Below are 25,433 nucleotides of genomic sequence, written 5' to 3' on the forward strand. Positions count from 1 at the left end.
GTCAGCGGATCTTTCCTTTCAGCGAAGGGTCCGGAAAGCAGGTCGGCGAAAGTCCGTTCTTCGCCTGCCAGTCGCCCAGCGCCCGGCGTGTTTTGTAGCCCGGCAGCCCGTCGACATTGCCGACATCGTAGCCCTTGGCGACGAGCGCCTTCTGCATGGCGAGCACGTCGGAGCGCAGCATCTTGCCGATATCGCCCCATGGTGCTCGGAACGGCCCGGCGCCGGAGGCGATCCGGTCGGCGAGATTGCCGATGAACAGAGCGTAGAGATCCGAGTTGTTGTATTCCTTGAGCACGTAGAAATTCGGCGTGACGATGAATTCCGGTCCGTGCCGCCCGGCCGGCACCAGCATCATCCCGTCGGCCTTCAGGTCGCCGCTCGGAAACGGCTTGCCGGAAATGCGGCCGATGCCTTTCGACGCCCAGGCGGAAACCGGCTGCGCCCTGTCGGGCCCTTCCTGCGCGCAGGTGATATAAGTCGGAATGCTGACTTCGAACCCCCAGTCGCGACCGCGCTGCCAGCCTTCCTTCTGGAGGTAGTGGGCGATCGAGGCGAGCGCATCCGGCACCGAGTTCCAGATGTCCGGATGGCCGTCCTTGTCGAAGTCGACGGCGTATTTCAGATAGCTCGAGGGCATGAACTGCGGCTGGCCGAGCGCGCCGGCCCAGGAGCCTTTCATCGCCGCCGCGTCCACGTCGCCGCGTTCGATCATCTTCAGCGCCGCGATCAGTTCCTCGCGGAACATTTGCCTGCGCGTCGACATGAAGGCTTTGGTGGCGAGCACCTGCACGGCGGAATAGGGCAGTTTTGCCCTTCCGAAGCCCGATTCGCGCCCCCAGATCGCAACGATGATCTCGCCCGGAACGCCATAGGCGGCCTCGATCCGCTTCAATGTGGCGGCATGGGTCGCGGCCAGTCCGCGGCCGGTCGCGGCGAGCGTCTGCAGCCGCTTTTCGTTGAAATAGGCGCCCGGCGAGGAAAATTCCGCCTGGGTCTGGTCCTGTTCCTTCGGCGGGCTTGTCCCCGGCGGCACCAGATCTGGCAGGCTCCAGTTCAACGTCACGCCCTTGAACGCCGCAGTCAGCGTCTTCTCGGAAATCCCGGCTTTCCCGGCCTCGGGTCCCAGATCGCCGGCGATCCATTGCTGGAATTGTTTTTCCACTTCGGGCCTGTTCTGGGCGAGCGCGGGGAGGGGAAGGAGGGCCGTGAATATGGCGAAAACCAATGCGGCGACTCGCCTGAAGGCACCCCCGAACGTGCTCATCGTCATCCTCCTCGATATTCCACCAGACAAACCGGAGGAGACATGTCTCAACATGCTTCAGCCTCCTCGAAACTATATCGCCGTCCGCGCCCGCAGCGCCGCCGTCAGCGTGCCCTCGTCGAGATAGTCGAGCTCGCCGCCCACCGGCACCCCGTGCGCCAGCCGCGTGATCTTCACGGCGATCCCCGAAAGCTGGTCGGTTATATAGTGCGCTGTCGTCTGTCCCTCGACGGTCGCATTCACCGCGATGATGATCTCGCGGACCGTCCCCTCGTTCACCCGGTCGATCAGCCCGCGGATGTTGAGGTCGTCGGGGCCGATGCCGTCGAGCGGCGAGAGCGTGCCGCCGAGCACATGATAGGCGGCGTTCATCGCGCCGGCGCGTTCCAGCGCCCAGAGATCGGAGACGTCTTCCACCACGATCAGCACGGATTGGTCGCGGCGGATATCGGTGCAGACGGTGCAGGGATCGGTCGTGTCCACGTTGCCGCAGCGCGAACAGACCTTCACTTTGTCATACGCCTCGCCCATCGCGTGGGAGAGCGGCCCGAGCAGTTGCTCCTTCTTCTTGATGAGGTGCAGCGCCGCCCGGCGGGCCGAGCGCGGCCCGAGGCCCGGTACCTTTGCCAGAAGCTGAATGAGTTTTTCGATTTCGGGGCCGGTGACTCGCTTTGCCATATTCTCCCTTTAGCCCATATGTTTGACGAACGGAATCACGGAAGGACCTGTCCGATGAAACTTGTCGCGATCTGTCTCGGCCGTCCCGAAAAGCTGCCGGGCAAGAGCTTCAAGACCGGCATCTATAAGGCGCCGGTCAATTCCGCCGTGATGCTCGACCACCTTGGTCTCGTCGGCGATGCGGTTTGCAACACCAGGCACCACGGCGGCGAGGATCAGGCGGTCCTTCTCGAAGGCTCGCTGACGCTGGACTGGTGGGCGGCGGAACTCGGTCACCCGCTGACACCGGGCACGTTCGGCGAAAACCTGATCATCGAAGGCCTCGACAATCGCGACGTCGGCGCCGGCGACCGTTTTCATATAGGTGATGTCGTGCTGGAAGCCAGCTGCGCCCGCTCGCCCTGCAACACGCTGGCGGTAAGGATGGGCGATCCGAAATTTCTCAAGGCCTATACGAAGGCCGGACGACCGGGGATTTATTGTCGTGTCATAGAGCCGGGTATGATCGGGCCGGGTGATCCGGTTCGGCATGAGACTTATGCAGGCGACCGTGTGATGATCGCGGACATGCTGGCCGCGGTGGGCAAGGACCTGTCGGCTGCCGAAAAGGCCCGCTTCCTGGCCGCACCCATCGGCAGCCGGTGGAGGCCGACGTTCGAGGGAGCGTGAGAACTCCCGGCTTCCTCTCCGTCATCCTGTGACAAGCACAGGAATGACGGGAGAACAATTTCACCCACAGCAATTCATGCCCCGACAATTCCAACCTACCGCGTAGCGATCGCAGCCGCCGCGCTCGCCATGGCGCCGGCCGAAACGCGGTTTGCCATCTGCACGGCACGGCGGCTTTTCAGGAAACCTCGCGCTTTCCCGGCGAGCAGCATCCAGGAAACATTCACCGTCATCAGCACGAAGAACTGGCAGGCGACCAGTTCCAGCCAGCCGACGATCGTCACCGCATGGATGTCGATGATCGAAGGCAGGAGCGCGATGTAGAACATCATGATCTTCGGGTTGCCGAGCGCCACCGAGATCGCGGCGAGGAACAGTTTCAGGCTCGACCGCGCCTCGGGCAGTTCCGCCTCCGACTGATCGGGCGAAGAAGTCCACATCTTCCAGGCGAGATAGAGAAGATAGGCGACGCCGAGCCATTTGATGGCGATAAAGACGTGATTGAAGGTCTCGGCGATCGCCGAAAGGCCCGCCACCGCCACCGTCAGCCACACCGCATCGCCGATCCACATGCCGAACAGGAAGGGGAAGACGCCGCGCGTGCCCTTCGAAATGACGCGCGCCACGAGCGCCGCGATGCTCGGCCCCGGCGTGCCGGCGGCCACGAACAATGCGCCAATAAACACGAGCAGCGATGTCAGCGTCATCGGACCCTCCCTTTTCCGGTGATAGAATAGTAGCCTTGCAAGGGGTCAGGCAAGGATTTCCGTTGCCGGCGTGGTGCGGCCGGCCCGCACCAGCACCCGCGCCGCTTCCCCGGCGGTCCGGAAATAGGACGGATCCCGGTGCAGCATGGCGACCGCGAACGATCCGTCGAGCAGCAGCCGGATCTGCCTGGCCAGCGCTTCCGCGTTTTCCATGCCCTCTGCCGAAATGCACGAGGCGAGCCAGTCTTCGATCTTCTTCTTGTGCGCCGCCCCGACGACGATCGCCGGATGTCCCGGCATGTTGGCAAGCTCGGCCGAGGTGCGCAGGAACCCGCAGCCCTTCCATTTCGGATGTTGGGCGGCCTCGGCGAGATTGTCGAAGATCGCGCCGATCCTGTCCTCCAGCCGGCCGGCCGCGTCCGCAAACCAGCGCCTGAAGGCTTTCAGGTTGGGCAGGTCGCGATAGTCGAGATAGGCGGCGACCAGATCGTCCTTGCTCTTGAAGTGGTAGTAGAGCGAACGCTTGGTAATGCCCGCTTCCTCCGCGACCGCATCGACGCTGACGGCGCGGATCCCCTCCCGGTAGAACAGCTTGTTGGCGGCCGAGACGATCCGCTCGCGGGTCGAAATGTTGTCCATCTAACAAAGGTATACCGACCAGTGAGTGTACACAAGCGGAAACTCCAGCCATTCTCGGAGCATGAGGCGTCCTGGAGGGAATGGGAAATGCAGCCGGTCGCAACGGAAATCGTCGCAGCCGATGGGGTGAGCCTAACGGGTCACTGGTGGCCGGCGACGACGGCTTTCGTGCATGGCTCGGTGGTGATCAACGGCGCCACCGGCGTCCTGGCGCGGTATTACCACCGCTACGCCGCCTTCCTCGCCGCGCACGGCTTCCACGTCCTGACCTACGACTATCGCGGCATCGGCCTTTCGCGGCCGGCAAAACTCTCAGGCCAAAAATACGGCTGGCGGCAGTGGGGCGAGCTGGATGTCGATGCGGCTCTCCGCCATGCAATCGACGAGGGAGGGATGCTGCCGGTGCTCATGGTCGGCCACAGCATCGGCGGCTTCCTGCCCGGTTATGCCGAAAGCGGCGCGAAAATCCACCGCATGCTGACGGTCGGCGCCCAATATGCCTACTGGCGGGATTACCATGCGGCGCAGAAGCTGGAACTCGTCTTCCGCTGGCATGTCGCCATGCCGGGCATCACCACGCTCTGGGGGTATTTTCCGGGCCGGCGGCTGGGCTGGCTGGAGGACCTGCCGCCCGGCGTCGTCCATAGCTGGAGTTTCGGCAAGAGGCGTTTCGAACTCCGGCTGAAGCCCTCCGACCGGCAGAAGACGCTTGCCCGTTTCGCAGCCGTCACCGCGCCCATCCTCGCCGTCAGCGTCTCGGACGATCCCTTCGCCACCAAGCCGGCGATGACGCGGTCGCTCGATTATTATAGCGGTGCCGAGGCCATCAAGGTCATGCTCGAACCGGCCGATCTCGCCGTGGAAAAGGTCGGGCATTTCGACCTCTTCCACGATCGCCATGCATCGGGCTTCTGGCTGGACACGCTGTTGTGGCTGCGGGACGGCATCAATCCCTGGCCTGGGAGATGTTTCGCGTAAACCTCAGAACGGCATCTTGAAGCCGGGCGGGATCGGCAGGCCGGCGGTGAGTTCCTTGGTCTTTTCGGCGGCGATCGCCTCGGCGCGCTCCTTGGCGGCCTTGTGGGCGGCGATGATCAGGTCTTCGAGGATTTCCACCTCGTCTTCCTTGAAGAGCGAAGGATCGATCCTGAGGCCGAGCATCTCGCCCTTGCCGTTCATGCGCACCGTGACCAGGCCGCCGCCGGACGTGCCTTCGACTTCAAGATTGGCGATATCCGCCTGCATCTTTTCCATCTTGGCCTGCATTTCCTTGACCTTGCCCATCATGCCCATGATGTCGCGCATGTCGAAATTCCTCTTCTCTTCTTATAGTTCGATGTCGTCGGCCGGAATGTCATCCCCTGGCAGGATGTCGCCCTCGGCGCTTTCCGCGGTCGCCGGTGGCGGCAGTTCCTCCGCGTCGTTTTCCTGTTCCGCGGCGCGGATGCGCACGTCGGTGATCCTGGCGCCCGGGAACTGGGCAAGGATTGCCGCCACGTCCGGATCGGCCCGCGCATCGGTGAGACGCGCCTCGCGGGCGTTGTTGTCCGCCTCGACCAGCGTCGGCTCGCCCTCTTCCTTGCTGATCGAGACGACCCAGTGGATGCCGGTCCATTCCTTGAGCTTGACGCCGATCTCGCCCGGAAGCGTGTTCGGCCCGCCGTCCGTCAGCCGCATCTCCAGCCGCCCGGGCTCCAGCTTCACCAGCCGTACGAAATTGCGCACCAGCGCCTTCAGCTTAGGATCGCGGTTTCTGGTGCAGAGCTCGACGATATCGTCGAGCGAATTGACCGGCACCTTGGGCGCCGGCTTCTCGGCGGGCTGCTCTTCCGCGCGGCCGACCGGCATCTCGCGGGGTGCGGTGTTGGGCACGGCCTGCAGCATCGCCGTCGGTCCGCCCGAGGGGATCGGCTGGCCGGAGATTTCCGTGCCGCGCGCATTCACCGGCGGTTGCGGCGCGGAAACCGGCCGACCGCCGCCATTGGCGCCATTGCCGTTCGCAACGGGCGCCCGCTGGCCGTCGCCGCCGGAAAATTCCGCCAGCCGCCGCGCCGCATCTTCCGGCGAGGGCAGATGCGCGGCATGCGTCAGCCGGATCAGCACCATTTCCGCAGCACCTGCGGGCCGCGAGGAATTCTCCGCTTCCGGAATGCCCTTGAGCAGCATCTGCCAGATGCGCGACAGCGTGCTCACGGCGACGTTTTCGGAAAATTCCCGACCGCGCACCCGCTCCACTTCGCTCAGCGAAGGGTCGTTCGCCGCATCGGGGATATATTTGAAACGCGTGACGAGATGGGTGAAATCCGCGAGATCCGTCAGCACCACGACGGGATTGGCGCCCGCCTCGTATTGCGCGGCAAATTCCGAAAGCGCCGAAGTCACGTCACCGCGCACGACATGGTCGAAGAGATCGACGATCCGCGCCCGGTCGGCCAGTCCCAGCATGCCGCGCACGGTCTCGGCGACGACGCTGCCGCCGCCATGCGCGATCGCCTGGTCGAGCAGCGAAAGGCCGTCACGGGCGGAGCCCTCGGCGGCGCGCGCGATCATCGAGAGCGCTTCGGCCTCGGCCGGAATACCCTCTTTTTCGAGAATGCTGGTGAACAGCCCGACCAGATCGGCCGCGCTGATCCGGCGCAGGTCGAACCGCTGGCAGCGGGAAAGCACGGTGATCGGAACCTTGCGGATTTCGGTCGTCGCGAAGATGAACTTCACATGTTCCGGCGGCTCTTCCAGCGTCTTCAGGAGGCCGTTGAAGGCCTGCGTCGAGAGCATGTGCACTTCGTCGATGATATAGACCTTGTAGCGCGCCGAAACCGGGCGATAGCGCACCTGCTCGATGATCTCGCGGATATCGTCGATGCCGGTATGCGACGCGGCGTCCATCTCGATGACATCGACATGCCGGCCTTCCATGATCGCCTGGCAGTGTTCGCCGGGAATGCGCAGATCGATCGTCGGTTTGTCGATGTCGGGCGTCTTGTAGTTCAGCGCGCGGGCGAGAATGCGGGCGGTCGTCGTCTTGCCGACGCCTCGAACGCCGGTCAGCATATAGGCCTGGGCGATGCGGCCGGTCTCGAACGCGTTGGTCAGCGTGCGGACCATCGGCTCCTGGCCGACCATCAGGTCGGAAAAGTCCTTGGGACGGTACTTTCGGGCGAGCACCCGGTAGCCGCTGCCGCCCGGGGCCGGGGAAGAAGGATTGGAAGATGTCGGCCCGCTGTCGCTCATAAGGTCCTGACTATAGGCCTGTTCAGCCTGTACGGGCCATTCCGGCTGCCAAAAGATCCAGACAGGACCTGATCTTGACCGGACCGGATCTTGACCAAGATGAGAAGGTGGGAGGCTGGCACGGCGACCCGTGCCGGGCTCGTTAGGGCTGCTTCCTTCCGGACCTGACCCGGTTGGCGAGTGGCTCGTCCACCACCAACCTCCCGCCGCACATATCGTCAATAACGCTTCCAAATGCAAGCCAACCCTGTAAAAAACTGCTATCGAAATAAGAAAGACGGGAGGAGCGCTTGAGCGAATTCGAACTGGACGGGCGGATCGACCGGGATTCCTCTCTCGTGAAAAAGCTGGATCTGTGCCAGCTCCGAATCCAGAACGACAGCCGCTGGCCCTGGCTGGTCATGGTGCCTGAGCGCGCCGGCATGATGGAAATCTTCGACCTGTCGCCCGCCGACCAGGCCCGTCTCCTTGCCGAAGTCACGTCGGTCGGCGCCGCGCTGAAACAGGCGACCGGCGCGACCAAGATCAACATCGCCGCGATCGGCAATATCGTCCGCCAGCTGCATGTGCATGTCATCGCCCGCTTCGAGGGAGATGCGAACTGGCCCGGTCCCGTCTGGGGTTTCGGCCAGGCGGTGCCCTATGCGGATGCCGATCAGAAGAAGATTTTCCTCAACAGACTGGTTGAAGCCCTTTCATGACCGCGAACCTATTCGACATCTATGTGCCTCATCTCGAACCGAGCGAACTCACCGCCTTTTCCGGCAATAAGCTCGACCGCCAGGCCGAATACCGAAAGGACGACTGCGTCGAGAAGGCGCTGGCCGTCGAGGGCACCCATATCCTCGCCTTCACCGGCAGCCGGCTGATCCTCAAGCATGACGGCCAGATCCTCGATCCGCTCTTTTCGGCCTATGAACTGGCCGAGCTGAAGCCGGATTTCGACAATGCCGTGCTGCTCGGTTACCGCGAAAACGGCGAGCCGCGCATCGCCGTGCCCGTGCTGATCCCGTCCGAAAACCTGTCGGCCCATTACAAGCCGACCGAACCGCGCGCCCTCTTCCGCGATTCGCTCATCGAAGGCGAGCTGCAGGGCGAGGTGGCCCAGGCCGTGGCGCTTTTGAACTGGAATGCCGCCAACAGATTCTGCGGCAAGTGCGGCTCCCCCACCGAAACGAAGATCGGCGGCTACAAGCGGGTCTGCACGCAGTGCCAGCACATGATGTTCCCGCGCACCGATCCGGTCGTCATCATGCTGACCATCGATACCGAGCGCGACTGCTGCCTGCTCGGCCGCAGCCATCATTTCCAGGAGGGCATGTATTCCTGCCTGGCCGGTTTCGTCGAGCCGGGGGAAACGATCGAGAATGCCGTGCGCCGCGAAACCTTCGAGGAAGCCGGCATCGAGACCGGCCGCGTCCGTTACCATGCCTCGCAGCCGTGGCCGATGCCGCATTCGCTGATGATCGGCTGTTATGCCGAGGCGAAATCGACCGAGATCAGGATCGACCCGCAGGAAATGCAGGACGTCCGCTGGTTCACCCGCGCGGAGGCGGCCGCCATGCTGGATGCCGGTCCGGACAGCCCCTATTTCGCGCCGGTGAGAGGCGCGATAGCGCATCGGCTGCTGAGGGACTGGATCGAGTGGAAGTGATGCATGCGCCGGATATACGAGTGAGAGTTCTGGTGGACGGTGGACGAATAACCTCTTCCGTCATTCCTGTGCTTGTCACAGGAATCCAGCCAGCCCAAGTCCTTGGGCTGAAAAGCTCCTTTCGCCGCGCAGACGCGCGTCGGCTGGATCCCTGTGACAAGCACAGGGATGACGAGGAGAGGGGTTCCACCATTTCCCCACCATGACCATCCCCCGCTCGGAACGCCTTCTGACCCTTCTCCAGACGCTCCGGCGTTATCGCCAGCCGGTCAGCGGCGCAAAGCTCGCCGCCGAAACCGGCGTCAGCCTGCGCACGCTCTACCGCGATATCGCCAGCCTTCAGGCCCAGGGCGCCTTCATCGAAGGCGAGGCGGGGGTCGGTTATATCCTGCGGCCGGGCTTCATGCTGCCGCCGATGATGTTTTCGCAAGAAGAGATCGAGGCGCTGGTGCTCGGTTCCCGCTGGGTGGCGAGAACGGCCGATTCCCGGCTTGCCGCCGGCGCCGTCGACGCCCTTGCCAAGATCGCCGCCGTCCTGCCGCCCGACCTCAGGGAGGATCTGGACAATTCGACCCTGCTTGTCGGCACTCCGCGCCGGAATGAAGGCAATGCCGATTTGGCCCTGATCCGCAAGGCGATCCGGGCCGAACACGTCCTCGAACTCGCTTACGAGGATGAGAGGGGCGCTTTGACCCACCGCCGCGTCTGGCCCTTCGCGCTCGGCTTCTTCGACAGCGTCAGGGTGATGATCGCCTGGTGCGAGCTGCGGCAGGATTTCCGCCATTTCCGCACCGATCGCATTTCTTCCGCCGTTTCGACCGAAAAACGCTATCCGCGCCGCCGGCCGGTGCTGCTCAAGGAATGGCGGGAAAAGGAAGGAATTCCGCCCCAGCCATGATCGCTGCTGCCATTATCTGACAGTAGACCGCGATAATCTCCGGTCAGTCCCAACCAAAGGAGCACTGACATGGTCCATCCCGATTTTACCATTCTCTTCGTCGACAACCCGCTCAAAAGCGCCGATTTCTACCAGTCCATCTTTGGCGTCGAGCCAGTCGAAAGATCGCCGACTTTCGCGCTTTTCGTGCTGAAGACCGGCATGAAGTTCGGTCTCTGGTCGCGCCACACGGCCGAGCCTTCGGTAACGGCGGGTTCCGGCGCCTCGGAGATCTGCTTCAAGCTTGATCATGCCGCCGGCGTGGACAAGACCTATACCGACTGGACCGCCCGCGGCCTCACCGTGCTGCAGACGCCGGTAGAGATGGATTTCGGCTATACGTTCGCCGTCGCCGACCCGGACGGACATCGGCTGCGGGTCTATGCGATGAGCGCAGCTTAGGCTTGCGAACCGGCGCGCGCGCCTCATCCGCCTGCGTCCTTCGGACCCTTCTCCCCGTTGAAACTGGGAGAAGGACCGCGCCGCGCTGCCATCGGCAACTTCGCGATCTGCCGTCGATGCCGGCGGAACACCCGAAATATGCTTGTCACCCTCGAATTGTACAGGGTATCCGCCCTGCAACATCGCGTGGCAGGGTGCTTGGCCGTCGCCGGAGAGCGTGCGGGTTCATCGAACGAGAGCGAAATGGGCGTCAGGAACTATCTGATCGAAGGCGTTTCCGGGACCGGCAAGACCTCGGTCGCCACGGAACTGCAGCAGCGCGGTTATCACGTTGTCCATGGCGACCGAGAACTGGCTTATGAAGGCGACCCGCAGACAGGTGAACCTCTGGACGGCTCTGCGCGTGGCGAGCACATTCCGGATGCGGCTTTCAGGCACAGGCACCATCTTTGGGACGTCGACAAAGTCAAAGCCCTGATGGCCGATCGAAGCCACCCGATCTCCTTCTTCTGCGGCGGTTCCAGGAATTTCCATCGCTTCATTGATCTTTTCGACGAGGTCTTCGAGCTCGACGTCGATTTGGAAACCCTGAAAAGGCGGCTTGCCGGCAGGCCTGATGACGAGTTTGGCGGAAAACCCGACGAACAGGAGCTGGTTGTGCGGCTGCATGCGACGAAGGAAGACATTCCCGGGAACGCGACGACCATCGATGCCACTGCGCCGCTCGCCGCCGTTGTCGACGCTATTCTGTCGAAATGCGGAAAGACCGACTGAAAGCCGGCTTGCCCCAGACGAGTGGCTCAACCCCGAATGGGTTGGGGTGAGGGGCATGATCTGAGCTCGGCCGTCCACCTTTTCAATGACTTGTTCTCTTTTTCATCCCCGCCCTCCGAAGCCGTGCCATCATCTCCCCGTCCCGCTTCGGCTACACCGGTCCGCATAACCGGCGAGGCGGGACCGGTGATCCGGCGGACTGTCCTTATGCAAACGGGCTGCCGGAGGCTGCGCAGAAAATGGTCTCCCTCCCGCCTCAAGGCGGGGCGTGCGTGTGTCGCACACAACCCGGTATGGCATCCGTGCTCATCTCCACGGAGTTAAATTCCATACCGCCGCAGAGGGACCGGAGTTGCGCGGATAAACACACCGAACGGGGCACGTCGCGTGTCACTGTTAAAATTTCATTCGAGGCACACGACGTGTCCCGGCCGAAACGGAAAACCGCCCGCAGCACCAAGGGGGTAATATGTCCTGTTGCGCACGTCAGTTCTTCTGCAGCGCCCCGCGCATCGGGTGGCCCTTGTACGTGCCGAGGATCCGCACCTTCTCGGAAAAGAACCGCAGCTCTTCGAGCGCCCGGCGCACCGGGCCGTCGTCCGGATGGCCTTCGATATCCGCATAGAACTGGGTGGCCACGAACTTGCCGCCGAGCTGGTAGCTTTCGAGCTTGGTCATGTTGATGCCGTTGGTGGCAAAGCCGCCCATCGCCTTGTAGAGCGCGGCCGGAATGTTGCGGACGTTGAAGACGAAGGTGGTGACGATCACGTCGTCGGGATTGTTCCGCTGCACCCATTTTTCGTCGCGGGAGAGCACGACGAAACGGGTGACGTTGTCGTCCCGATCCTCGACGTTTTCCGCCAGGATTTCGAGGCCGTAGAGATCGGCCGCAAGCCGCGGCGCAAGCGCGGCCATCGTGCGGTCGCCCTTTTCCGACACCATCTTGGCGGAACCGGCCGTGTCGCCGGCGACGACCGCCTTCCAGCCGTTCGAGCGGATGATCTTGCGGCACTGGCCGAGCGCATGGATATGGCTGTGCACGGTGCGGATGTCCTCGCGCTTCACGCCCGGCAGCACCATCAGCTGGAAGCGGATCGGCATGAAATATTCGCCGATGATATGCAGCCGCGATTCCGGCAGAAGGTGATGGATATCGGCGACGCGGCCGGCGATCGTGTTTTCGATCGGGATCATCGCGAGATCCGCGTCGCCGTTTTCGAGGGCCTGGAACGCATCCTCGAATGTCGGGCAGGGCAGCGGCTCCATGTCCGGAAACATGTCGCGGCAGGCCATGTCGGAATTGGCGCCGAAGTCGCCCTGGAAGGCGATGCGATTGGTGGGTGCGTTCATGGCTGAGGTCCGGGAATGTCCGTTACGAGGAAACGCGGGAGGAAAGGATGGCGCGGGCCTTTTCGAGGTCGGCCGGAGTATCGACACCGAGCGGCACCGAGTCAACGATCTCGACGTCGATCCGCATGCCGGCTTCGAGCGCCCGCAGCTGTTCGAGCGATTCGCGCTTTTCGAGCATCGAAGGCCCCATCGACACGAATTTTTCGAGCGCGGCGCGGCGATAGGCGTAGAGGCCGATGTGGTGGTAGAGCGGCCCGTTGCCGTAGGGCGCCGTCGTGCGGGTGAAATAAAGCGCCTTCAGCCGCGTGGCGGAAATGGGCGAGCCGACGACCTTGACGACGTTCGGATTGGCCTTTTCGTGCTCGTCGGTGATCTCGACGGTCAGCGTGCCGATATCGGTCGAGGGGTTTTCCTGCAGGGGACGCAGCGAGGCGCGCACCGCCTCCGGTTCGATGGTCGGCAGGTCGCCCTGCACGTTGATGACATAGTCCATCCGCGCATCCGGATCGGCCTTCTGCACCGCTTCGAAGATGCGGTCGGAGCCGGATTGGTGGTCCTGCCGGGTCATCACTGCCTCAAAGCCCGCGGCGGAAACGGCGTCATGGATGTCCTGATGGTCGACCGCCACGATGATTCGTCCGACCTCCGCCTCCTGAGCCCGTTTTGCTACCTGGACGATCATCGGCAGGCCGGCAATATCAGCCAGGGGTTTTCCCGGCAGCCGCGTCGATGCCATCCGCGCCGGGATCAGCACCAGCGTCCGGTCAAAAGCCGAATTCTTCATGGGAAGACCCTTCTATTCCCGCGTAAACAGTGTCAAAAAGTCTCACGCGCGGGGCGATAATCGTGTTGCAACAAACATGCAAAAGACATAGGTTCCGCGCAATTTCAAGATGGCCCGCCTTTTGACAGGCGGTTGCGAAGGAGCAGTTGCGGATGAACCCCTATGTCAACACGGCGGCAGGCGCCCTGCTTGCCACGGTTTTCGTCATGATGTCGGTGTCCATTGCCTCGGAAGGCATTTTCCACTCTGAAGTCCCGGAAAAGCCTGGCTTCGCCATTGTTGCAGCCGAAGAGCCGGCCGCCGGCGAGGCCGCCGCACCCGCCGCTGCCGCCGTGCCGATCGCCCAGCTGCTCGCCAAGGCCGATGCGAAGGCCGGCGAGACCGTTTTCAAGAAGTGTCAGAGCTGTCATTCGATCGAGAAGGGAGGGCCGAACAAGGTCGGCCCGGATCTCTGGAGCCTCGTCGACCGCCCGGTCGCTTCGCATGAAGGCTTTGCCTATTCGGCCGGCATGAAGGAATTCTCCAAGGGCGGCCAGGAGAAGTGGACCTTCGACAACCTCAATCACTTCCTGACCGCGCCGAAGGCTTTCGTGAAGGGAACGGCCATGGGCTTTGCCGGTCTGAAGAACGACACGGAACGCGCCAACCTGATCGCCTATATCCGCGAACAGGCCGACAGCCCGGTCGCGCTTCCGGATCCCGCTGCCGCTCCTGCTCCGGCCACCAACTGACCGGCCGCATCGGATAGTCGAGACAAACAGAAATGCCCGGCCCGACCGGGCATTTCTGTTTTCGGAGCAGGTTTTCGGGGCCGCTCAGCTCAGGAGCCAGGCCCAGAGGCCGACGGTGAGAACGCCAAAGGCGGTGGTGATGCTGATCACCGACGCTGCCAGGCTGTGGCCGGAGCGGAAGCGCTGGGCGATCAGCCAGGCATTGATCCCGGTGGGCACCGAGGAGGTCAGCACCAGCGCCGCCGTCCAGCCGCCGGGAAGTCCGAAGAGATGGCTCATCAGGAAGACGAGCGCCGGCAGCAGCAGCAGTTTCAGCGCGGCCGAAGCGCCGGAAAGGCCGATATCGCCGCGGATCGGATATTTCGTCAGCGCCATGCCGATCGACAGCAGCGCGACAGGGCTCGCCGCCGCCGCGAACTGCTCGACGACGATGGCGATCGGTCCCGGCAGGTGCAGCCCGAGCAGATTGAAGATGAGGCCGACGAAAAGCGCCGAGACCAGCGGATTGCGGGCGAGGTTGGAGCCGACCTGCTTCATGACGGCCGCAATGCCGCGCCTCTCGCCGCCTTCGACCTTGGCGACGGCCCCTTCCATCAGGATCGTGCCGGCCACCATCATCAGCGGCAGGTGGATGGCGAGCAGGATCGAGATCGCCACCAGCCCCTCCTTGCCGACGACATGGGCGACCAGCGGCAGGCCGATGAAGACGTTGTTGGCGAAGGAGGCGGACATGCCGGCGATGACGCCGACCTTCGCATCCCGCCGGAAACCGTAGACCGCCACGACATGCCCGACCGCCCAGGTGATCGCCACCCCGAGGAAATAGGCCACCCAGAGCCGGAACGGCGAAGCCCCCTCGAAATGCGCATCCGCGAGTGTGCGGAAGATCAGCATGGGTACTGCGATCTTGAAGACGAATTCGCCGAGCGCGTCGCCTGTCTCCTGCTTCAATATCCCGGTCCTTGCCGCCACCCAGCCGATGAGGATCAGGATGAAGACGGGCAGCACGTTTGCGAAGACGGAAGACAAGGGCATGCTTTCGATGGGAAGGATTTCATGCGTCTAGCGCATGCCGAACGATCATACAAATGCGTTTCCCGCAGGATAGACCGTTCGGTGTCGGGATGCCCTGCCGCAAGACAACAAAAAAGCGGGGCAACATCCCCGCTTTCCCACCTGGTCTCGTCCAGGACATCCGGTGATCCGCCGCCAGTTCATCCGTGGTCGGCGATACAACCGGATCGATATGCGTATAACCCTGGATCGTGACATTACGGTGACGAGCGGCAAAAGTCTTGGTCCGGCGGGCGCCCAGGTCTGATTTCGCTTCCAATCATTTCCAAACCCGAATACCGGTTCACCGATCAAACCCTTGAGAAGAGGATCAAGACCGGATGCCCAAATTCGACGTGCTGACCATCGGCAATGCCATCGTGGATATTCTCGCCCGCTGCGACGACAGCTTCCTGACCGAGAATGCGATTACCAAGGGCGCGATGAACCTGATCGATGCCGAGCGTGCCGAACTTCTCTATTCGAAGATGGGTCCGGCCGTCGAAGCCTCCGGCGGCTCGGCCGGCAACACGGCGGCCGGCATTGCCGGTTTCGGCGGCAAGGCCGCCTATTTCGGCAAGGTTGCGGAAGACCAGCTCGGTACGATCTTCCAGCACGATATTCGCGCCCAGGGCGTCCACTACCAGACGAAGCCGGAAGGCACCCATCCGCCGACCGCCCGCTCGATGATCTTCGTGACGCCGGATGGCGAGCGTTCGATGAACACCTATCTCGGCGCCTGCGTCGATCTCGGTCCGGAACATGTCGAGGAAGACGTTGTCGCCGAAGCCAAGGTCACCTATTTCGAAGGTTACCTCTGGGATCCGCCGCGCGCCAAGGAAGCGATCCGCGAATCGGCCCGCATCGCCCACGCGAATGGCCGCGAAGTCTCCATGACGCTGTCCGATCCCTTCTGCGTCGGCCGTTACCGCGCGGAGTTCCTGGACTTGATGCGCTCCGGCACGGTCGATATCGTCTTCGCCAACAGGCAGGAGGCGCTGTCGCTCTACGAGACCGAGGATTTCGATCTGGCGCTGAAGAAGATCTCCGAGGATTGCAAGCTCGCCGCCGTGACGCTCAGCGAGGAAGGCGCCATCATCGTGCGCGGCGACGAACGCGTGAAGATCGCCGCCTACCCGATCAGGGAACTGGTCGACACGACCGGCGCCGGCGATCTCTTCGCCTCCGGCTTCCTCTTCGGTTACACGCAGGGCCGTTCGCTGGAGGACTGCGGCAAGCTCGGTTGCCTCGCCGCTGCGATCACCATCCAGCAGATCGGCCCGCGCCCGATGGCGTCGTTGACGGAAGCCGCCAGGAAGGAAGGCCTCCTCTGAGGCCGCCAGCGTCTTCTGGCAGACCTCGCCCCTGCTCTTCGCCGTCCTCCGCCTTGTGCCGGGGACCTGAGCCGTCTCATGGAAACGGATCGCTGCAGATGCCCGGACATGCCCGGGCTGATGACGGCGGCCGGCCGGCCGGCCCGTTCGCCCGACCGCCTTATTTGAAGGCTTCACCCGGATAGGCGCCCCAGATTTCTGCCTGTGCCACCCAGCCCTCGGTGCCGTGCGCTTCGGCGCGGCACCAGTCGCCGTTGCATTCGCCGATCTGCAGCACGACGCCAGGCTCCAGCTTGGCGATGACGGCCGCCGTGCTTTGCGGGTCGCGCCGCATGTTGACGTAGATGTCCTTGCCCTTGCCGCGCATCCAGGGCGCGGCGACCGCGGTGCGATCGCCGGAAAGCAGCGCCTGGTTCACCCAGCCCTCGGTGCCCTCGGCATCGCGCACCCGCCGCCAGTTCTCGTATTCCTGGATGATCTCCATCGGCGTGCCGGATTTCATGTACATCCAGGAAACCGGATAATCGGTGCTCGGACCGATGCGGATGTTCACCTTCCTCGACTTGAGGCTGACGAAGCGCGGCAACGGCAGGCCGCTGGCGCCTTTGGCGCCCTGGGCGTAAGCCTGCGTCGACAGGCAGGCGACCAGGCAGAAGCTGAGGACGATGAAGGAGCGAAGAATGAGGCGATGCATGGTCTGGTTCCGGCTGACGAATTCCGGGCCTTCCGAAACCTCGCGAGGTTTTGTTTGTCTTCGCCGACGGGTCTGGTAGAAAACGCCCTGGATGAACCGAATATCGCGCGACTTGGTTAAGGACCTCCTAAAAGGCGTCAGATAGCGAAGCTCATGACAGCAAAGAAAAAACCCAGGGTCTATATCACCCGCAAACTGCCGGACGCGGTGGAAACCCGCATGCGCGAGCTTTTCGAGGCCGAACTCAACATCGACGACACGCCGCGTTCGCGGGACGAGCTGGCGGCGGCGATGAAGACGGCCGACGTACTGGTGCCGACGGTCACCGACCGCATCGACGAAACGCTGATCGAGGCAGCCGGGCCGCAGCTGAAGCTGATCGCGAGCTTTTCCAACGGTTTCGATCATATCGACATCGAGGCCGCTGCAAGAAAGGGCATCACCGTCACCAACACGCCGAACGTGCTGACCGAGGACACGGCCGACATGACCGTGGCGCTGATCCTCGCCGTCAACCGGCGGCTCGCCGAAGGTTCGCGCATCCTGACCGACAAACCGGGCGAGTGGAGCGGCTGGAGCCCGACATGGATGCTCGGCCGCCGCATCTGGGGCAAGCGGATCGGCATCGTCGGCATGGGGCGGATCGGCACCGCCGTCGCCCGCCGCGCCAAGGCCTTCGGGTTGTCGATCCATTATCACAACCGCAAGCCGGTCAGCCCGGCGACGGAAGAGGAACTGGAGGCGACCTATTGGGACAGCCTCGACCAGATGCTCGCCCGCGTCGACATCGTCTCGGTCAACTGCCCCTCGACGCCGGCGACCTTCCATCTGCTCTCGGCCCGCCGTCTGGCGCTGATGCAGCCGACGTCGATCATCGTCAACACCGCCCGCGGCGACATCATCGACGAGGCGGCGATGATCCAGCTCCTGCGCGACAACAAGATCGCCGGCGCCGGCCTCGACGTCTACCAGAACGAGCCGGTGGTCAATCCGAAGCTCGTCAAGCTCGCCAGGGAAGGCAAGGTCGTGCTGCTGCCCCACATGGGCTCGGCGACGATCGAGGGCCGCATCGACATGGGCGACAAGGTGATCATCAACATCCGCACCTTCTTCGACGGCCACCGACCGCCCAACCGGGTCCTGCCGGGCCGGAACTGAGTTTACGCGAGCCGCTTCTGCATCTCGATCGAGGTCACGCGGGTGAAACCCGCATGGGAGTTTTCCGCCGTTTTCTCGAAACCCCAACGGGCGAAGGTGGCATGATTGCCGGCGAGTTCGATGCGGGTTTCGAGCCTGAGCGCCGACAGTTCCCGATCCCTGGCGATCTCCTCGGCGATTGCCAGCAGCCGCCGGCCGACGCCCCTGCCCTGATGTGCCGGCGCGATGGCGAGCTTGCCGAGATACAGGAAGTCGGTCTCTGGCTTGCAGAAGACGCAGCCGACCAGCCCGCCGTCTTCGACAGCCGCGAAGGCGATTTCGTCACGAGCCTTCTGCGCCAGCGAGGCGAGCGTCAACCGATGGGCTGAGGAAGGCGGCTCGATGACGCCATCCATATAAGCGAAGGAGGAAAGAATGAGCGCCAGTAACTCGTCCCAGCGGCCAAAGCGTTCGTCGATCCGGATGATGTCGATCATTCGGCGGCGGCCTTAGCCGCGCGGCGCTTGTATTTGATCGTGTCGAAATGGGCCGAGAGCGAATCGTAGAGCATCAGCCGGCCCACCAGGGGTTCGCCTATGCCGGTGACGAGCTTGATCGCCTCCATGGCCATCAGCGTGCCGATGACGCCCGTCAGCGCACCGACGACACCGGTCTCGGCGCAGGCGGGGATCAGGCCTTCCGGGGGCTTTTCCGGAAAGAGATCGCGATAGGCCGGGTTGAGGACGCCGTCCGCTCCGGCCTCGTAGGGTTTCAGCACCGTCACCGAGCCATCGAAACGGCCGACGGCGCCGGTGACGAGCGGAACCCCGGCGATTTCCGCCGCGTCGGCGGCGGCATAACGCGTATCGAAATTGTCGGACCCGTCGATCAGCAGGTCGAAACGGCGAAGGTGCCGCGAGGCCCATTCCAGCGAAAAGCGCTCCTCGAAATCCATCACCCGCACATGCGGATTAAGCCGTGCGATCGCCTCCCGCGCGCTCCGGGTCTTCAGTTCGCCGATCGTTCCGGTATCGTGGATAACCTGCCTTTGCAGGTTGGAAAGCGAAACGATGTCGTCATCGATGATGCCGAGCGTGCCGATGCCGGCGGCGGCGAGATATTCGAGGATCGGCGCGCCGAGCCCGCCGGCGCCGATCACCAGCACGCGGGCATTTTTCATCTTCTGCTGGCCCGCACCGCCGATTTCCGGCAGCAGGATATGGCGGCGATAACGCTCGATTTCGTCCTGGGTCAGTTTTTCCGGGGTCTGGTTTTCCATCGGGTAAGCATAGCACCAGCGATCGGAGCGGGTAAGACGGATTCAGTCGCTGGCGGCTTCGGGAAGCCCGCCACCTCTCTTTCGTCGGTCTTGTGCCGAGGATGGCGAAGAGCGGCGATATTCAGCCAACGCACGGGACTCAAACGGTAATCCCACCCTGCGAAACCGTAAAAAACTGCGCCCTTTCTGCGAGCGCCGAAAACATGTGCCGGTCCGTACCGGTCATGAAGGACTGGCCGCCGAGGCCGTGCACCAGATCGAAAAGCGCGGCGCGGCGGCCCTCGTCGAGATGGGCGGCGATCTCGTCGAGCAGCAGGATCGGCGCGTAACCGGTCATGTCGGCCGTCAGCCGCGCATGGGCGAGCACGAGGCCGATCAGCAGCGCCTTTTGCTCGCCGGTCGAGCAGCGCTCGGCCTCCATGTCCTTTTCGCGGTGGCGGACCAGAAGGTCGGAACGATGCGGCCCGTCAAGCGTGCGGCCCGCCGCAGCGTCGCGGCCGCGGCCGACCCGCAGCATTTCCAGGTATTCGTCTTCGAGATCGGCTGCCGGACGATCCATCGCCCCCTCCATGAACCCTTCGAGCGCCAGCACCGGCGTCGGGAAGGGCGTTTCGCCGGAGCCGGCCGAAAGGGTGCGCAGAAGCCCCAGCATCTCGTGCCGGGCGGCGGCCATGGCGATGCCGAGACCCGCCATCTGCGCCTCGATCGCCGAAAGCCAGGCGGGATCGAACCGCCCTTCCGACAACAGCCGGTTGCGGCTGCGCATGGCCCGCTCGAAATCGCTCGCCCGGCGGCCATGGGCATGGTCGAGCGACAGGACCAGCCGGTCGAGAAAACGGCGGCGGTCGGCAGAGGGACCCGTAAACAGCCCGTCCATGGCGGGCGTCAGCCAGAGCACGCTCAGATGGTCGGAGAGCTCCTCGGTCGATTTGGCCGGCGTTCCGTTGAGCCTGAGCCTGCGGGACACGGTCTCGCCATCGCCGGGTTCGATGCCGGTGCCGACGGCAACCTCACCTTCCATGCCGTCGAGATCGGCAAAGATGGTGAAGCCGCCGGAGGCGCCGACACGGGTGACGTCGGAGAGCACTGCGCGGCGCAACCCGCGTCCCGGCGACAGGAAGGAGACGGCTTCGAGCAGATTGGTCTTGCCTGCCCCGTTCTCGCCCGTCAACACAACATGCCGACCGTCGAGCGAAAGCGCTGCTTCCACATAGTTGCGGAAGTCGGTAAGCTTCAGCCGGGAGAGGAAGGTTTTCTGGGCCATGGGGGAATCTTGCTCGTCTTGAGACTGGAGCTAAGGATTTCCCGCCCTGAAGGCAAGCTCTGCGTTCATGCGGCGGGTTGCAGGCTCATGCCGAAGGGCTGATCCGAGGAGCGGCTGCGTGCCTTCGACCTGTCTGCCCGGAGCGTTTTCAAATCCTAAAAGAGGCAACTCCAATTTATGATTACTCAAAACCTAGGGGATATAGCTAACAACACGTTAAAGCTTACACTTTAGGCAGGATCTGCACGCATACGCATCTACGTCCGATGGTCGCGTGGGCAGTGAAATCCTGGAGACCTCAATGAAAGACCAGAACCCGAACGCCGGCCTTAACGAACGTCTCGATTTCGTGGGGCTGGGCGAAGAACAGCGCCGCCATCTGGCCGAAGTCCGGCCGGTCATCAAGGAGGCGGTGGGCGGCTCGCTCGATGCCTTCTACCGCAAGGTCAAGGCCAATCCGCAGACGGCCGGGTTTTTCTCCAGCGACGACCACATCGCCAAGGCCAAGAACCGTCAGGCGACGCATTGGGATGGGATCGCATCCGGCAAGTACGGGAGCGAATATGTGGAAAATGTTTCCGCCATCGGCCGCACCCATGCCCGCCTCGGCCTCGAACCGCGTTGGTATATTGGCGGCTATGCATTGATCCTGGACGGCATTGTCCGCGCCATCGTTCAGCAGGAGCTGAAGGGTTTTCTGCACGAGAAGAAGGCGAAACCGCTTTCCGAACATCTGTCCGCGATCATCAAGGCTGCGCTGTTGGACATGGACTATGCCATCTCCGTCTATCTGCAGGTGCTGAGCGACGAGCGCCAGCAGATCGAGACGGAGCAGCAAGCGGCGCAGGAGGCCCAGGAGGCGGCTCTCGGAGCCCTTAACGAGGCGCTGAAGAACCTGGCGGAAGGCGACCTGACCTCCGAGCTCCGGCAGCAGCTCGCCCCGAACTTCGCAGGGCTGCAGCGGAACTACAATTCCTCCTTGGCCGAACTCGACGCGGCCATGCTCGAGATCAGCACGTCGGTCGAACAGGTGCGCGCCGAAGCCGGCGGTATTTCCTCGGCCGCCGGCAATATGGCGAAGCGCACCGAGCAGCAGGCTTCGGCTCTCGAACAGACGGCTGCCGCGCTCGAAGAGATCACCACCATCTCTTCGCAGTCCGCGCAGCGTACCCGCGAAGTGCAGGCGATCGTCCGTGAATCGGCCGCCGAGACCGTCCGCTCCGGCAAGGTCGTCGAACAGGCGGTTGCCGCGATGGGCGAGATCGAGCAGTCCTCGCAGAAGATGACCCAGATCATCGGCGCGATCGACGAGATCGCCTTCCAGACCAACCTTCTGGCGCTGAATGCGGGCGTCGAGGCCGCGCGCGCCGGCGAGCAGGGCAAGGGTTTTGCGGTCGTCGCCCAGGAGGTGCGCGAGCTCGCCCAGCGCTCCGCCGCAGCCGCCAAGGAGATCAAGGAACTGATCGACCAGTCTTCCGCCGACGTGCATCGCGGCGTCGATCTGGTCAACAAGACCGGCGAGGCGCTGGTCGGTATCGGCGCACGGGTGAAATCGATCGACGAGCATATCAGCTCGATCGCTCAATCGGCGCAGGAACAGGCCTCCGGCATCGGCGAGATCAATTCGGCGATCCGCAGCATGGACCAGATCACCCAGCAGAATGCCGCGCTGATGGAAGAGACGAACGCCTCGACCGAGAACCTCGTCGGCATCAGCGGCCGGCTGGCTTCGCTGATGGCCCATTTCAAGACCAAGGGGGCACGCGAGGCCCGTGTCGAGCGGACACGCCTCAGGGCCTGATCTTCTGTCGCAACATGGACCGCGCGGTTCCGGTCGGTTAATGTCGCAGCTTCAAGAGGAGACGCGACATGACCGACCCGAAAAGCGTGGGGGACCGCCCTTCCCATATCCGCCACTGGACCGAGGTGGAAAAGCCCCAGGAGAAACATTATCGCGGCGATGACGAGCTGATGGGCTTCGGCGCGGCGCTCGCCCGGCAATTCGGCCTCACGCGGCTCGGCATTCATCATCATCGCCTGCCGCCCGGCCGCCGCACCTCTTTTCCGCATGCGGAGGAACTGGAGGAGGAATTCGTCTACGTGATCGAAGGCAATCCGGACGTCTGGCTTGATGGCGAGGTCCATCCGCTGAAACCGGGCGATTCGGTCGGGTTTCCGGCCGGCACGGGGATCGCGCATACCTTCATCAACAATACGGATGCGGAAGTGCGCCTGCTGGTGATCGGCGAGGCAAACAAGGACGAAAACCGGATCTTCTATCCCAAGAACCTCGCCATGAAGGCGGTCCGTGCGGACTGGTGGGACGATGCGCCCCTGCGCCGGCTTGGGGACCATGACGGGATGCCGGACGCGGTGCGGGCCTGGAAAGCGGAAAAAGCGGCGAAGGAAACCGCAGGTGAATGACAAGGTGAGCGACGAGGAAAGGCTGGTCAGGCTCGAAGAACTTGCCGCCCATCAGGCCAAGGTGATCGAGGAGCTTTCCGACCAGCTCGCCGAGCAGTGGAAGGTGATGGAGCAGACGCGCGCCAAGCTCGACCGGCTGACAGAGCGGTTTCTTTCCCTGGAAGAAGCCTCGCTGGAGGCGCCGGCCATCACCAGGCCGCCGCATTACTGACGGGATCAGGATTAACGGGATCAGGCTGCGGCCCGGCGGAAGCGTTTGAGGGCGATATATTCCGACGCGGAGACGATCAGCAGGATCGCTCGCAAGAAGCCGGATGACGAAATTCGGGGCGAGCGGCACCGGCAGGAAACAGGGGACGGCCGAGACGGCCTCGATGGAAAACGCTCCGGCCGCCTTCGCGCAGGATTTCTTCCGCCGCCATGAGGATCGCTTCTTCCGGGCCATTGATGAAGCAGCCGACGAAACGGCTTGACCGACGTCAATCCGGATTGGAGAAAAGTCAGCTAGGAGAGGAACGATCCAATCCCGCCTTCCGGACCGAAGCCTCGTGACCCATCTCGAATTCACCCTCGCCATTCTCCTGCTGCTCGGCACGCCGGGACCGACCAATACCCTGATGGCGCTCGGCGGTTATTCCCGCGGATGGCCGAGGGCGTTGCCGCTGATCGGCGGAGAGCTGGGCGGATATCTCGTCGTGGTCGTACCTGTCGCGACGCTGGCAAGTCCCTTCTTCGAAGCTTATCCGCAGGCGGCGCTCTGGGCGAAGCTTCTGGCGGGAGTCTGGCTTCTTTATCTCGGCTACCGGCTCTGGACCTCGGAGCGGAAGGATGGAGGAGCGGCCGAGGTTTCCCTGCGCCAGATCTTTGTGACGACGATCCTCAACCCGAAGGCGCTGATCATCGCGCTCGTCATCATGCCGCACGGCGCGCCGCTTGCCGTTCTACCCTGGCTCGGCCTGTTCGCAGTCCTGGTTCTGCTTGCCGCCAACGGCTGGATCCTGTTCGGCGCGCTGATGCGGCAGACAAGCAGGTTGGAGGTGAAGCCGGTCGTCATCCACCGCACCGCCGCCGCCTGCCTCCTCCTTTTCTCGATGGTCCTCGCCGGTTCCTCGATCCAGTCGCTGGCCTGAAACCGCCGGTTTGGCGAGTTGACGAATCGGATGGCCATGGGCATCCTACCTTTCGCGTGGCCCACGCCGAACCTCCCGGGACCTTCCCCCAGCATGGTCTTTTAACGGAGGCAAAGGGACTTTCCGTCTCGGGTCGCTGTCTTGATCCGACCGTTTCGGATGTGGTTGCTGGGGAACTCCGTCCGGAACGCGAGAGGTTCAAGATGACCCGGAATGGAAACTTCAAACGCCGCGTCCGTGCCCGTGCCGCAAAGACGGGCGAATCCTATACCGCCGCCCTCAGCCATATCCGCGGGAGTGACCTCATCGATCCGGTGCCGCAGATAAGGTCGGTGCGTCTGGCGGTGGCGCAAAGCAGCCCCCGCGTCGACCCTCGCAACACGGCAGAGCTTCGCGCCGGCGGAGAAGAGATGCGCCGACTGATGCGGGAGGCGCGGAAGGCGGGTGCGAGATTGATTCATTTCCCCGAGGGAGCCACCTGCTCCCCCAGCAAGCGCATCATGTCCACGGTCGGCCCCGACCCGATCGGGCCGTCCGACTGGAGCCGGTTCGAATGGGCAGTGCTGCGCGAAGAACTGGATGCCACGCGGGCGCTGGCCCGCGAACTCGAGCTCTGGGTAGTCGTCGGATCCGTGCATCAGCTCACCTGGCCGCATCGGCCGCATAACAGCCTTTATGTCATCTCCGACCGGGGAGAATTGGCGACGCGCTACGACGAGCGCCTGCTGTCGAACACCAAAATCTCGTTCATGTACACGCCGGGTGCGATACCGGTCACTTTCGAGGTCGATGGGCTTCGCTTCGGACTGGCGCTGGGCATGGAAGTGCATTTTCCGGAAATCTTCGACGAATACGAAAGGCTTGACGTCCATTGCGTCCTCTTTTCGACGACGGGTGGCGTGCCGGCCAGTGATCCGGCCTTCGCCGCCGAGGCCCTCGGACATGCGGCGAGCAACAGATATTGGGTTGGCTTCTCCGTTCTTGCCTACGGCATGGCGGCCCCGTCGGGAATAGCAGCGCCTTCCGGCCAATGGGCGGCGCAGTGCCCGGTGGGCGCCTTGCCGTCCATAACTGTCGCCGATATCGACAACAATCCGGGCGACCTCGCCCGTCCATGGCGACGAAAGGCACGTGCCGGTATCTACGAGCCGAACATGGCGAAGGACGACCCGCGCAGTGGCGCTCGGAATATGTTCTGAGGACAGAATAAAGCCGCCGCAATGATGTCTTGCGGCGGCTTCAAGTCATTCGACGTCATCCTCGGGCTTGTCCCGAGGATCTGCTGTACGTCAATAATA

The 25,433-nt window shown here is 63.4% G+C and carries 29 protein-coding genes and 1 other RNA gene; 16 read left to right on the forward strand and 14 right to left on the reverse strand.

Annotated elements, in window-relative coordinates; all coding sequences use genetic code 11:
* Position 1 precedes the first annotated feature (1 nt).
* Together DMO26_RS14720 and recR are read right to left on the reverse strand one after the other, a co-directional pair.
* Positions 2-1,264, reverse strand: a complete 1,263-nt coding sequence (locus DMO26_RS14720) for a lytic murein transglycosylase (RefSeq protein WP_117192905.1) — start codon at positions 1,262-1,264, stop codon at positions 2-4.
* A gap of 72 nt (positions 1,265-1,336) precedes the next feature.
* Positions 1,337-1,942: a recombination mediator RecR gene (recR, locus tag DMO26_RS14725; protein WP_117192906.1), complete on the reverse strand. Its 606-nt coding sequence runs from the start codon at positions 1,940-1,942 to the stop codon at positions 1,337-1,339.
* A gap of 54 nt (positions 1,943-1,996) precedes the next feature.
* Between recR and DMO26_RS14730 the strand changes: the two genes are divergently transcribed.
* Complete coding sequence (locus DMO26_RS14730; RefSeq protein WP_117192907.1) at positions 1,997-2,611, forward strand: MOSC domain-containing protein; 615 nt, start codon at positions 1,997-1,999, stop codon at positions 2,609-2,611.
* Between the two features lie 95 nt (positions 2,612-2,706).
* Here the strand turns inward: DMO26_RS14730 and DMO26_RS14735 are convergent, their stop codons facing one another.
* Both DMO26_RS14735 and DMO26_RS14740 read right to left on the reverse strand, forming a co-directional pair.
* Positions 2,707-3,318, reverse strand: coding sequence for a LysE family translocator (locus DMO26_RS14735; protein WP_117192908.1), 612 nt, complete (start codon positions 3,316-3,318; stop codon positions 2,707-2,709).
* Between the two features lie 45 nt (positions 3,319-3,363).
* Positions 3,364-3,957, reverse strand: coding sequence for a TetR/AcrR family transcriptional regulator (locus tag DMO26_RS14740; protein WP_117192909.1), 594 nt, complete (start codon positions 3,955-3,957; stop codon positions 3,364-3,366).
* A gap of 87 nt (positions 3,958-4,044) precedes the next feature.
* Between DMO26_RS14740 and DMO26_RS14745 the strand changes: the two genes are divergently transcribed.
* Positions 4,045-4,935: an alpha/beta hydrolase family protein gene (locus DMO26_RS14745; RefSeq protein WP_117192910.1), complete on the forward strand. Its 891-nt coding sequence runs from the start codon at positions 4,045-4,047 to the stop codon at positions 4,933-4,935.
* A 3-nt stretch (positions 4,936-4,938) separates the two neighbouring features.
* Here DMO26_RS14745 and DMO26_RS14750 read toward each other — a convergent pair whose 3' ends face one another.
* The 3 genes from DMO26_RS14750 to ffs form a co-directional block, all read right to left on the reverse strand.
* Entirely contained in the window at positions 4,939-5,262 is a 324-nt protein-coding gene (locus tag DMO26_RS14750; protein ID WP_117192911.1) for a YbaB/EbfC family nucleoid-associated protein, read from the reverse strand.
* Positions 5,263-5,283: 21 nt separating this feature from the next.
* Positions 5,284-7,188: a DNA polymerase III subunit gamma/tau gene (locus DMO26_RS14755; protein ID WP_117192912.1), complete on the reverse strand. Its 1,905-nt coding sequence runs from the start codon at positions 7,186-7,188 to the stop codon at positions 5,284-5,286.
* A gap of 107 nt (positions 7,189-7,295) precedes the next feature.
* An RNA gene (gene ffs, locus DMO26_RS14760) (signal recognition particle sRNA small type) lies at positions 7,296-7,392 on the reverse strand.
* A gap of 86 nt (positions 7,393-7,478) precedes the next feature.
* Here ffs and DMO26_RS14765 point away from each other — a divergent pair.
* The 5 genes from DMO26_RS14765 (at position 7,479) to DMO26_RS14790 (ending at position 10,955) form a co-directional block, all read left to right on the forward strand.
* On the forward strand, positions 7,479-7,889 hold the full coding sequence (locus DMO26_RS14765; protein ID WP_117192913.1) for an HIT domain-containing protein: 411 nt from the start codon (positions 7,479-7,481) through the stop codon (positions 7,887-7,889).
* The gene (nudC, locus tag DMO26_RS14770) at positions 7,886-8,842 is read left to right on the forward strand and encodes an NAD(+) diphosphatase (protein ID WP_117192914.1); all 957 of its coding nucleotides are present in this window, start codon (positions 7,886-7,888) and stop codon (positions 8,840-8,842) included. Before DMO26_RS14765 ends, nudC begins: the two co-directional genes overlap by 4 nt.
* A 202-nt stretch (positions 8,843-9,044) precedes the next feature.
* The gene (locus DMO26_RS14780) at positions 9,045-9,740 is read left to right on the forward strand and encodes a helix-turn-helix transcriptional regulator (RefSeq protein ID WP_117192916.1); all 696 of its coding nucleotides are present in this window, start codon (positions 9,045-9,047) and stop codon (positions 9,738-9,740) included.
* Positions 9,741-9,809: 69 nt separating this feature from the next.
* Positions 9,810-10,181 carry a VOC family protein gene (locus tag DMO26_RS14785; protein ID WP_117192917.1) on the forward strand — a complete coding sequence of 124 codons (372 nt, stop codon included), beginning with the start codon at positions 9,810-9,812 and terminating at the stop codon, positions 10,179-10,181.
* A 243-nt stretch (positions 10,182-10,424) separates the two neighbouring features.
* Positions 10,425-10,955: an AAA family ATPase gene (locus DMO26_RS14790; RefSeq protein ID WP_117192918.1), complete on the forward strand. Its 531-nt coding sequence runs from the start codon at positions 10,425-10,427 to the stop codon at positions 10,953-10,955.
* Between the two features lie 486 nt (positions 10,956-11,441).
* Here DMO26_RS14790 and DMO26_RS14795 read toward each other — a convergent pair whose 3' ends face one another.
* Both DMO26_RS14795 and DMO26_RS14800 read right to left on the reverse strand, forming a co-directional pair.
* Positions 11,442-12,305 (reverse strand): prephenate dehydratase, encoded by an 864-nt coding sequence (locus DMO26_RS14795; RefSeq protein ID WP_117192919.1) that lies wholly within the window; start codon positions 12,303-12,305, stop codon positions 11,442-11,444.
* Between the two features lie 22 nt (positions 12,306-12,327).
* Positions 12,328-13,089 carry a 3-deoxy-manno-octulosonate cytidylyltransferase gene (locus DMO26_RS14800; protein ID WP_117192920.1) on the reverse strand — a complete coding sequence of 254 codons (762 nt, stop codon included), beginning with the start codon at positions 13,087-13,089 and terminating at the stop codon, positions 12,328-12,330.
* A gap of 152 nt (positions 13,090-13,241) precedes the next feature.
* Between DMO26_RS14800 and DMO26_RS14805 the strand changes: the two genes are divergently transcribed.
* Positions 13,242-13,820, forward strand: a complete 579-nt coding sequence (locus DMO26_RS14805; protein WP_117192921.1) for a c-type cytochrome — start codon at positions 13,242-13,244, stop codon at positions 13,818-13,820.
* An 84-nt stretch (positions 13,821-13,904) separates the two neighbouring features.
* Here the strand turns inward: DMO26_RS14805 and DMO26_RS14810 are convergent, their stop codons facing one another.
* A complete protein-coding gene (locus DMO26_RS14810; RefSeq protein WP_162894924.1) occupies positions 13,905-14,849 on the reverse strand; it encodes an AEC family transporter in 945 nt (314 codons plus the stop codon).
* A 365-nt stretch (positions 14,850-15,214) separates the two neighbouring features.
* On the opposite strand from DMO26_RS14810, the gene DMO26_RS14815 reads away from it, so the two are divergent.
* Entirely contained in the window at positions 15,215-16,207 is a 993-nt protein-coding gene (locus DMO26_RS14815; RefSeq protein ID WP_117192923.1) for an adenosine kinase, read from the forward strand.
* A gap of 160 nt (positions 16,208-16,367) precedes the next feature.
* Here the strand turns inward: DMO26_RS14815 and DMO26_RS14820 are convergent, their stop codons facing one another.
* Positions 16,368-16,901 carry an SH3 domain-containing protein gene (locus DMO26_RS14820; protein ID WP_117192924.1) on the reverse strand — a complete coding sequence of 178 codons (534 nt, stop codon included), beginning with the start codon at positions 16,899-16,901 and terminating at the stop codon, positions 16,368-16,370.
* 153 nt (positions 16,902-17,054) lie between these two features.
* Between DMO26_RS14820 and DMO26_RS14825 the strand changes: the two genes are divergently transcribed.
* Positions 17,055-18,059 carry a 2-hydroxyacid dehydrogenase gene (locus tag DMO26_RS14825; RefSeq protein ID WP_117192925.1) on the forward strand — a complete coding sequence of 335 codons (1,005 nt, stop codon included), beginning with the start codon at positions 17,055-17,057 and terminating at the stop codon, positions 18,057-18,059.
* Positions 18,060-18,061: 2 nt separating this feature from the next.
* Here DMO26_RS14825 and DMO26_RS14830 read toward each other — a convergent pair whose 3' ends face one another.
* From DMO26_RS14830 to recF, 3 genes are all read right to left on the reverse strand, one after another.
* Positions 18,062-18,532 carry a GNAT family N-acetyltransferase gene (locus DMO26_RS14830; RefSeq protein WP_117193105.1) on the reverse strand — a complete coding sequence of 157 codons (471 nt, stop codon included), beginning with the start codon at positions 18,530-18,532 and terminating at the stop codon, positions 18,062-18,064.
* Entirely contained in the window at positions 18,532-19,317 is a 786-nt protein-coding gene (moeB, locus tag DMO26_RS14835) for a molybdopterin-synthase adenylyltransferase MoeB (protein WP_117192926.1), read from the reverse strand. Before moeB ends, DMO26_RS14830 begins: the two co-directional genes overlap by 1 nt.
* A 139-nt stretch (positions 19,318-19,456) precedes the next feature.
* Positions 19,457-20,581 carry a DNA replication/repair protein RecF gene (gene recF / locus DMO26_RS14840; RefSeq protein WP_117192927.1) on the reverse strand — a complete coding sequence of 375 codons (1,125 nt, stop codon included), beginning with the start codon at positions 20,579-20,581 and terminating at the stop codon, positions 19,457-19,459.
* Between the two features lie 301 nt (positions 20,582-20,882).
* Between recF and DMO26_RS14845 the strand changes: the two genes are divergently transcribed.
* From DMO26_RS14845 to DMO26_RS14865, 6 genes are all read left to right on the forward strand, one after another.
* Complete coding sequence (locus DMO26_RS14845) at positions 20,883-22,382, forward strand: globin-coupled sensor protein (protein WP_117192928.1); 1,500 nt, start codon at positions 20,883-20,885, stop codon at positions 22,380-22,382.
* A 68-nt stretch (positions 22,383-22,450) separates the two neighbouring features.
* Positions 22,451-23,005, forward strand: coding sequence for a cupin domain-containing protein (locus DMO26_RS14850; protein WP_117192929.1), 555 nt, complete (start codon positions 22,451-22,453; stop codon positions 23,003-23,005).
* Between the two features lie 4 nt (positions 23,006-23,009).
* Entirely contained in the window at positions 23,010-23,216 is a 207-nt protein-coding gene (locus DMO26_RS14855) for a SlyX family protein (RefSeq protein ID WP_117193106.1), read from the forward strand.
* 103 nt (positions 23,217-23,319) lie between these two features.
* Entirely contained in the window at positions 23,320-23,478 is a 159-nt protein-coding gene (locus DMO26_RS33695; RefSeq protein ID WP_162894906.1) for a hypothetical protein, read from the forward strand.
* A 75-nt stretch (positions 23,479-23,553) separates the two neighbouring features.
* Entirely contained in the window at positions 23,554-24,135 is a 582-nt protein-coding gene (locus DMO26_RS14860; protein ID WP_117192930.1) for a LysE family translocator, read from the forward strand.
* Positions 24,136-24,338: 203 nt separating this feature from the next.
* Positions 24,339-25,334, forward strand: coding sequence for a carbon-nitrogen hydrolase family protein (locus tag DMO26_RS14865; protein WP_117192931.1), 996 nt, complete (start codon positions 24,339-24,341; stop codon positions 25,332-25,334).
* Positions 25,335-25,433: the final 99 nt, after the last annotated feature.

This window comes from Rhizobium terrae (genome assembly GCF_003425685.1).
GTDB lineage: Bacteria > Pseudomonadota > Alphaproteobacteria > Rhizobiales > Rhizobiaceae > Neorhizobium > Neorhizobium terrae.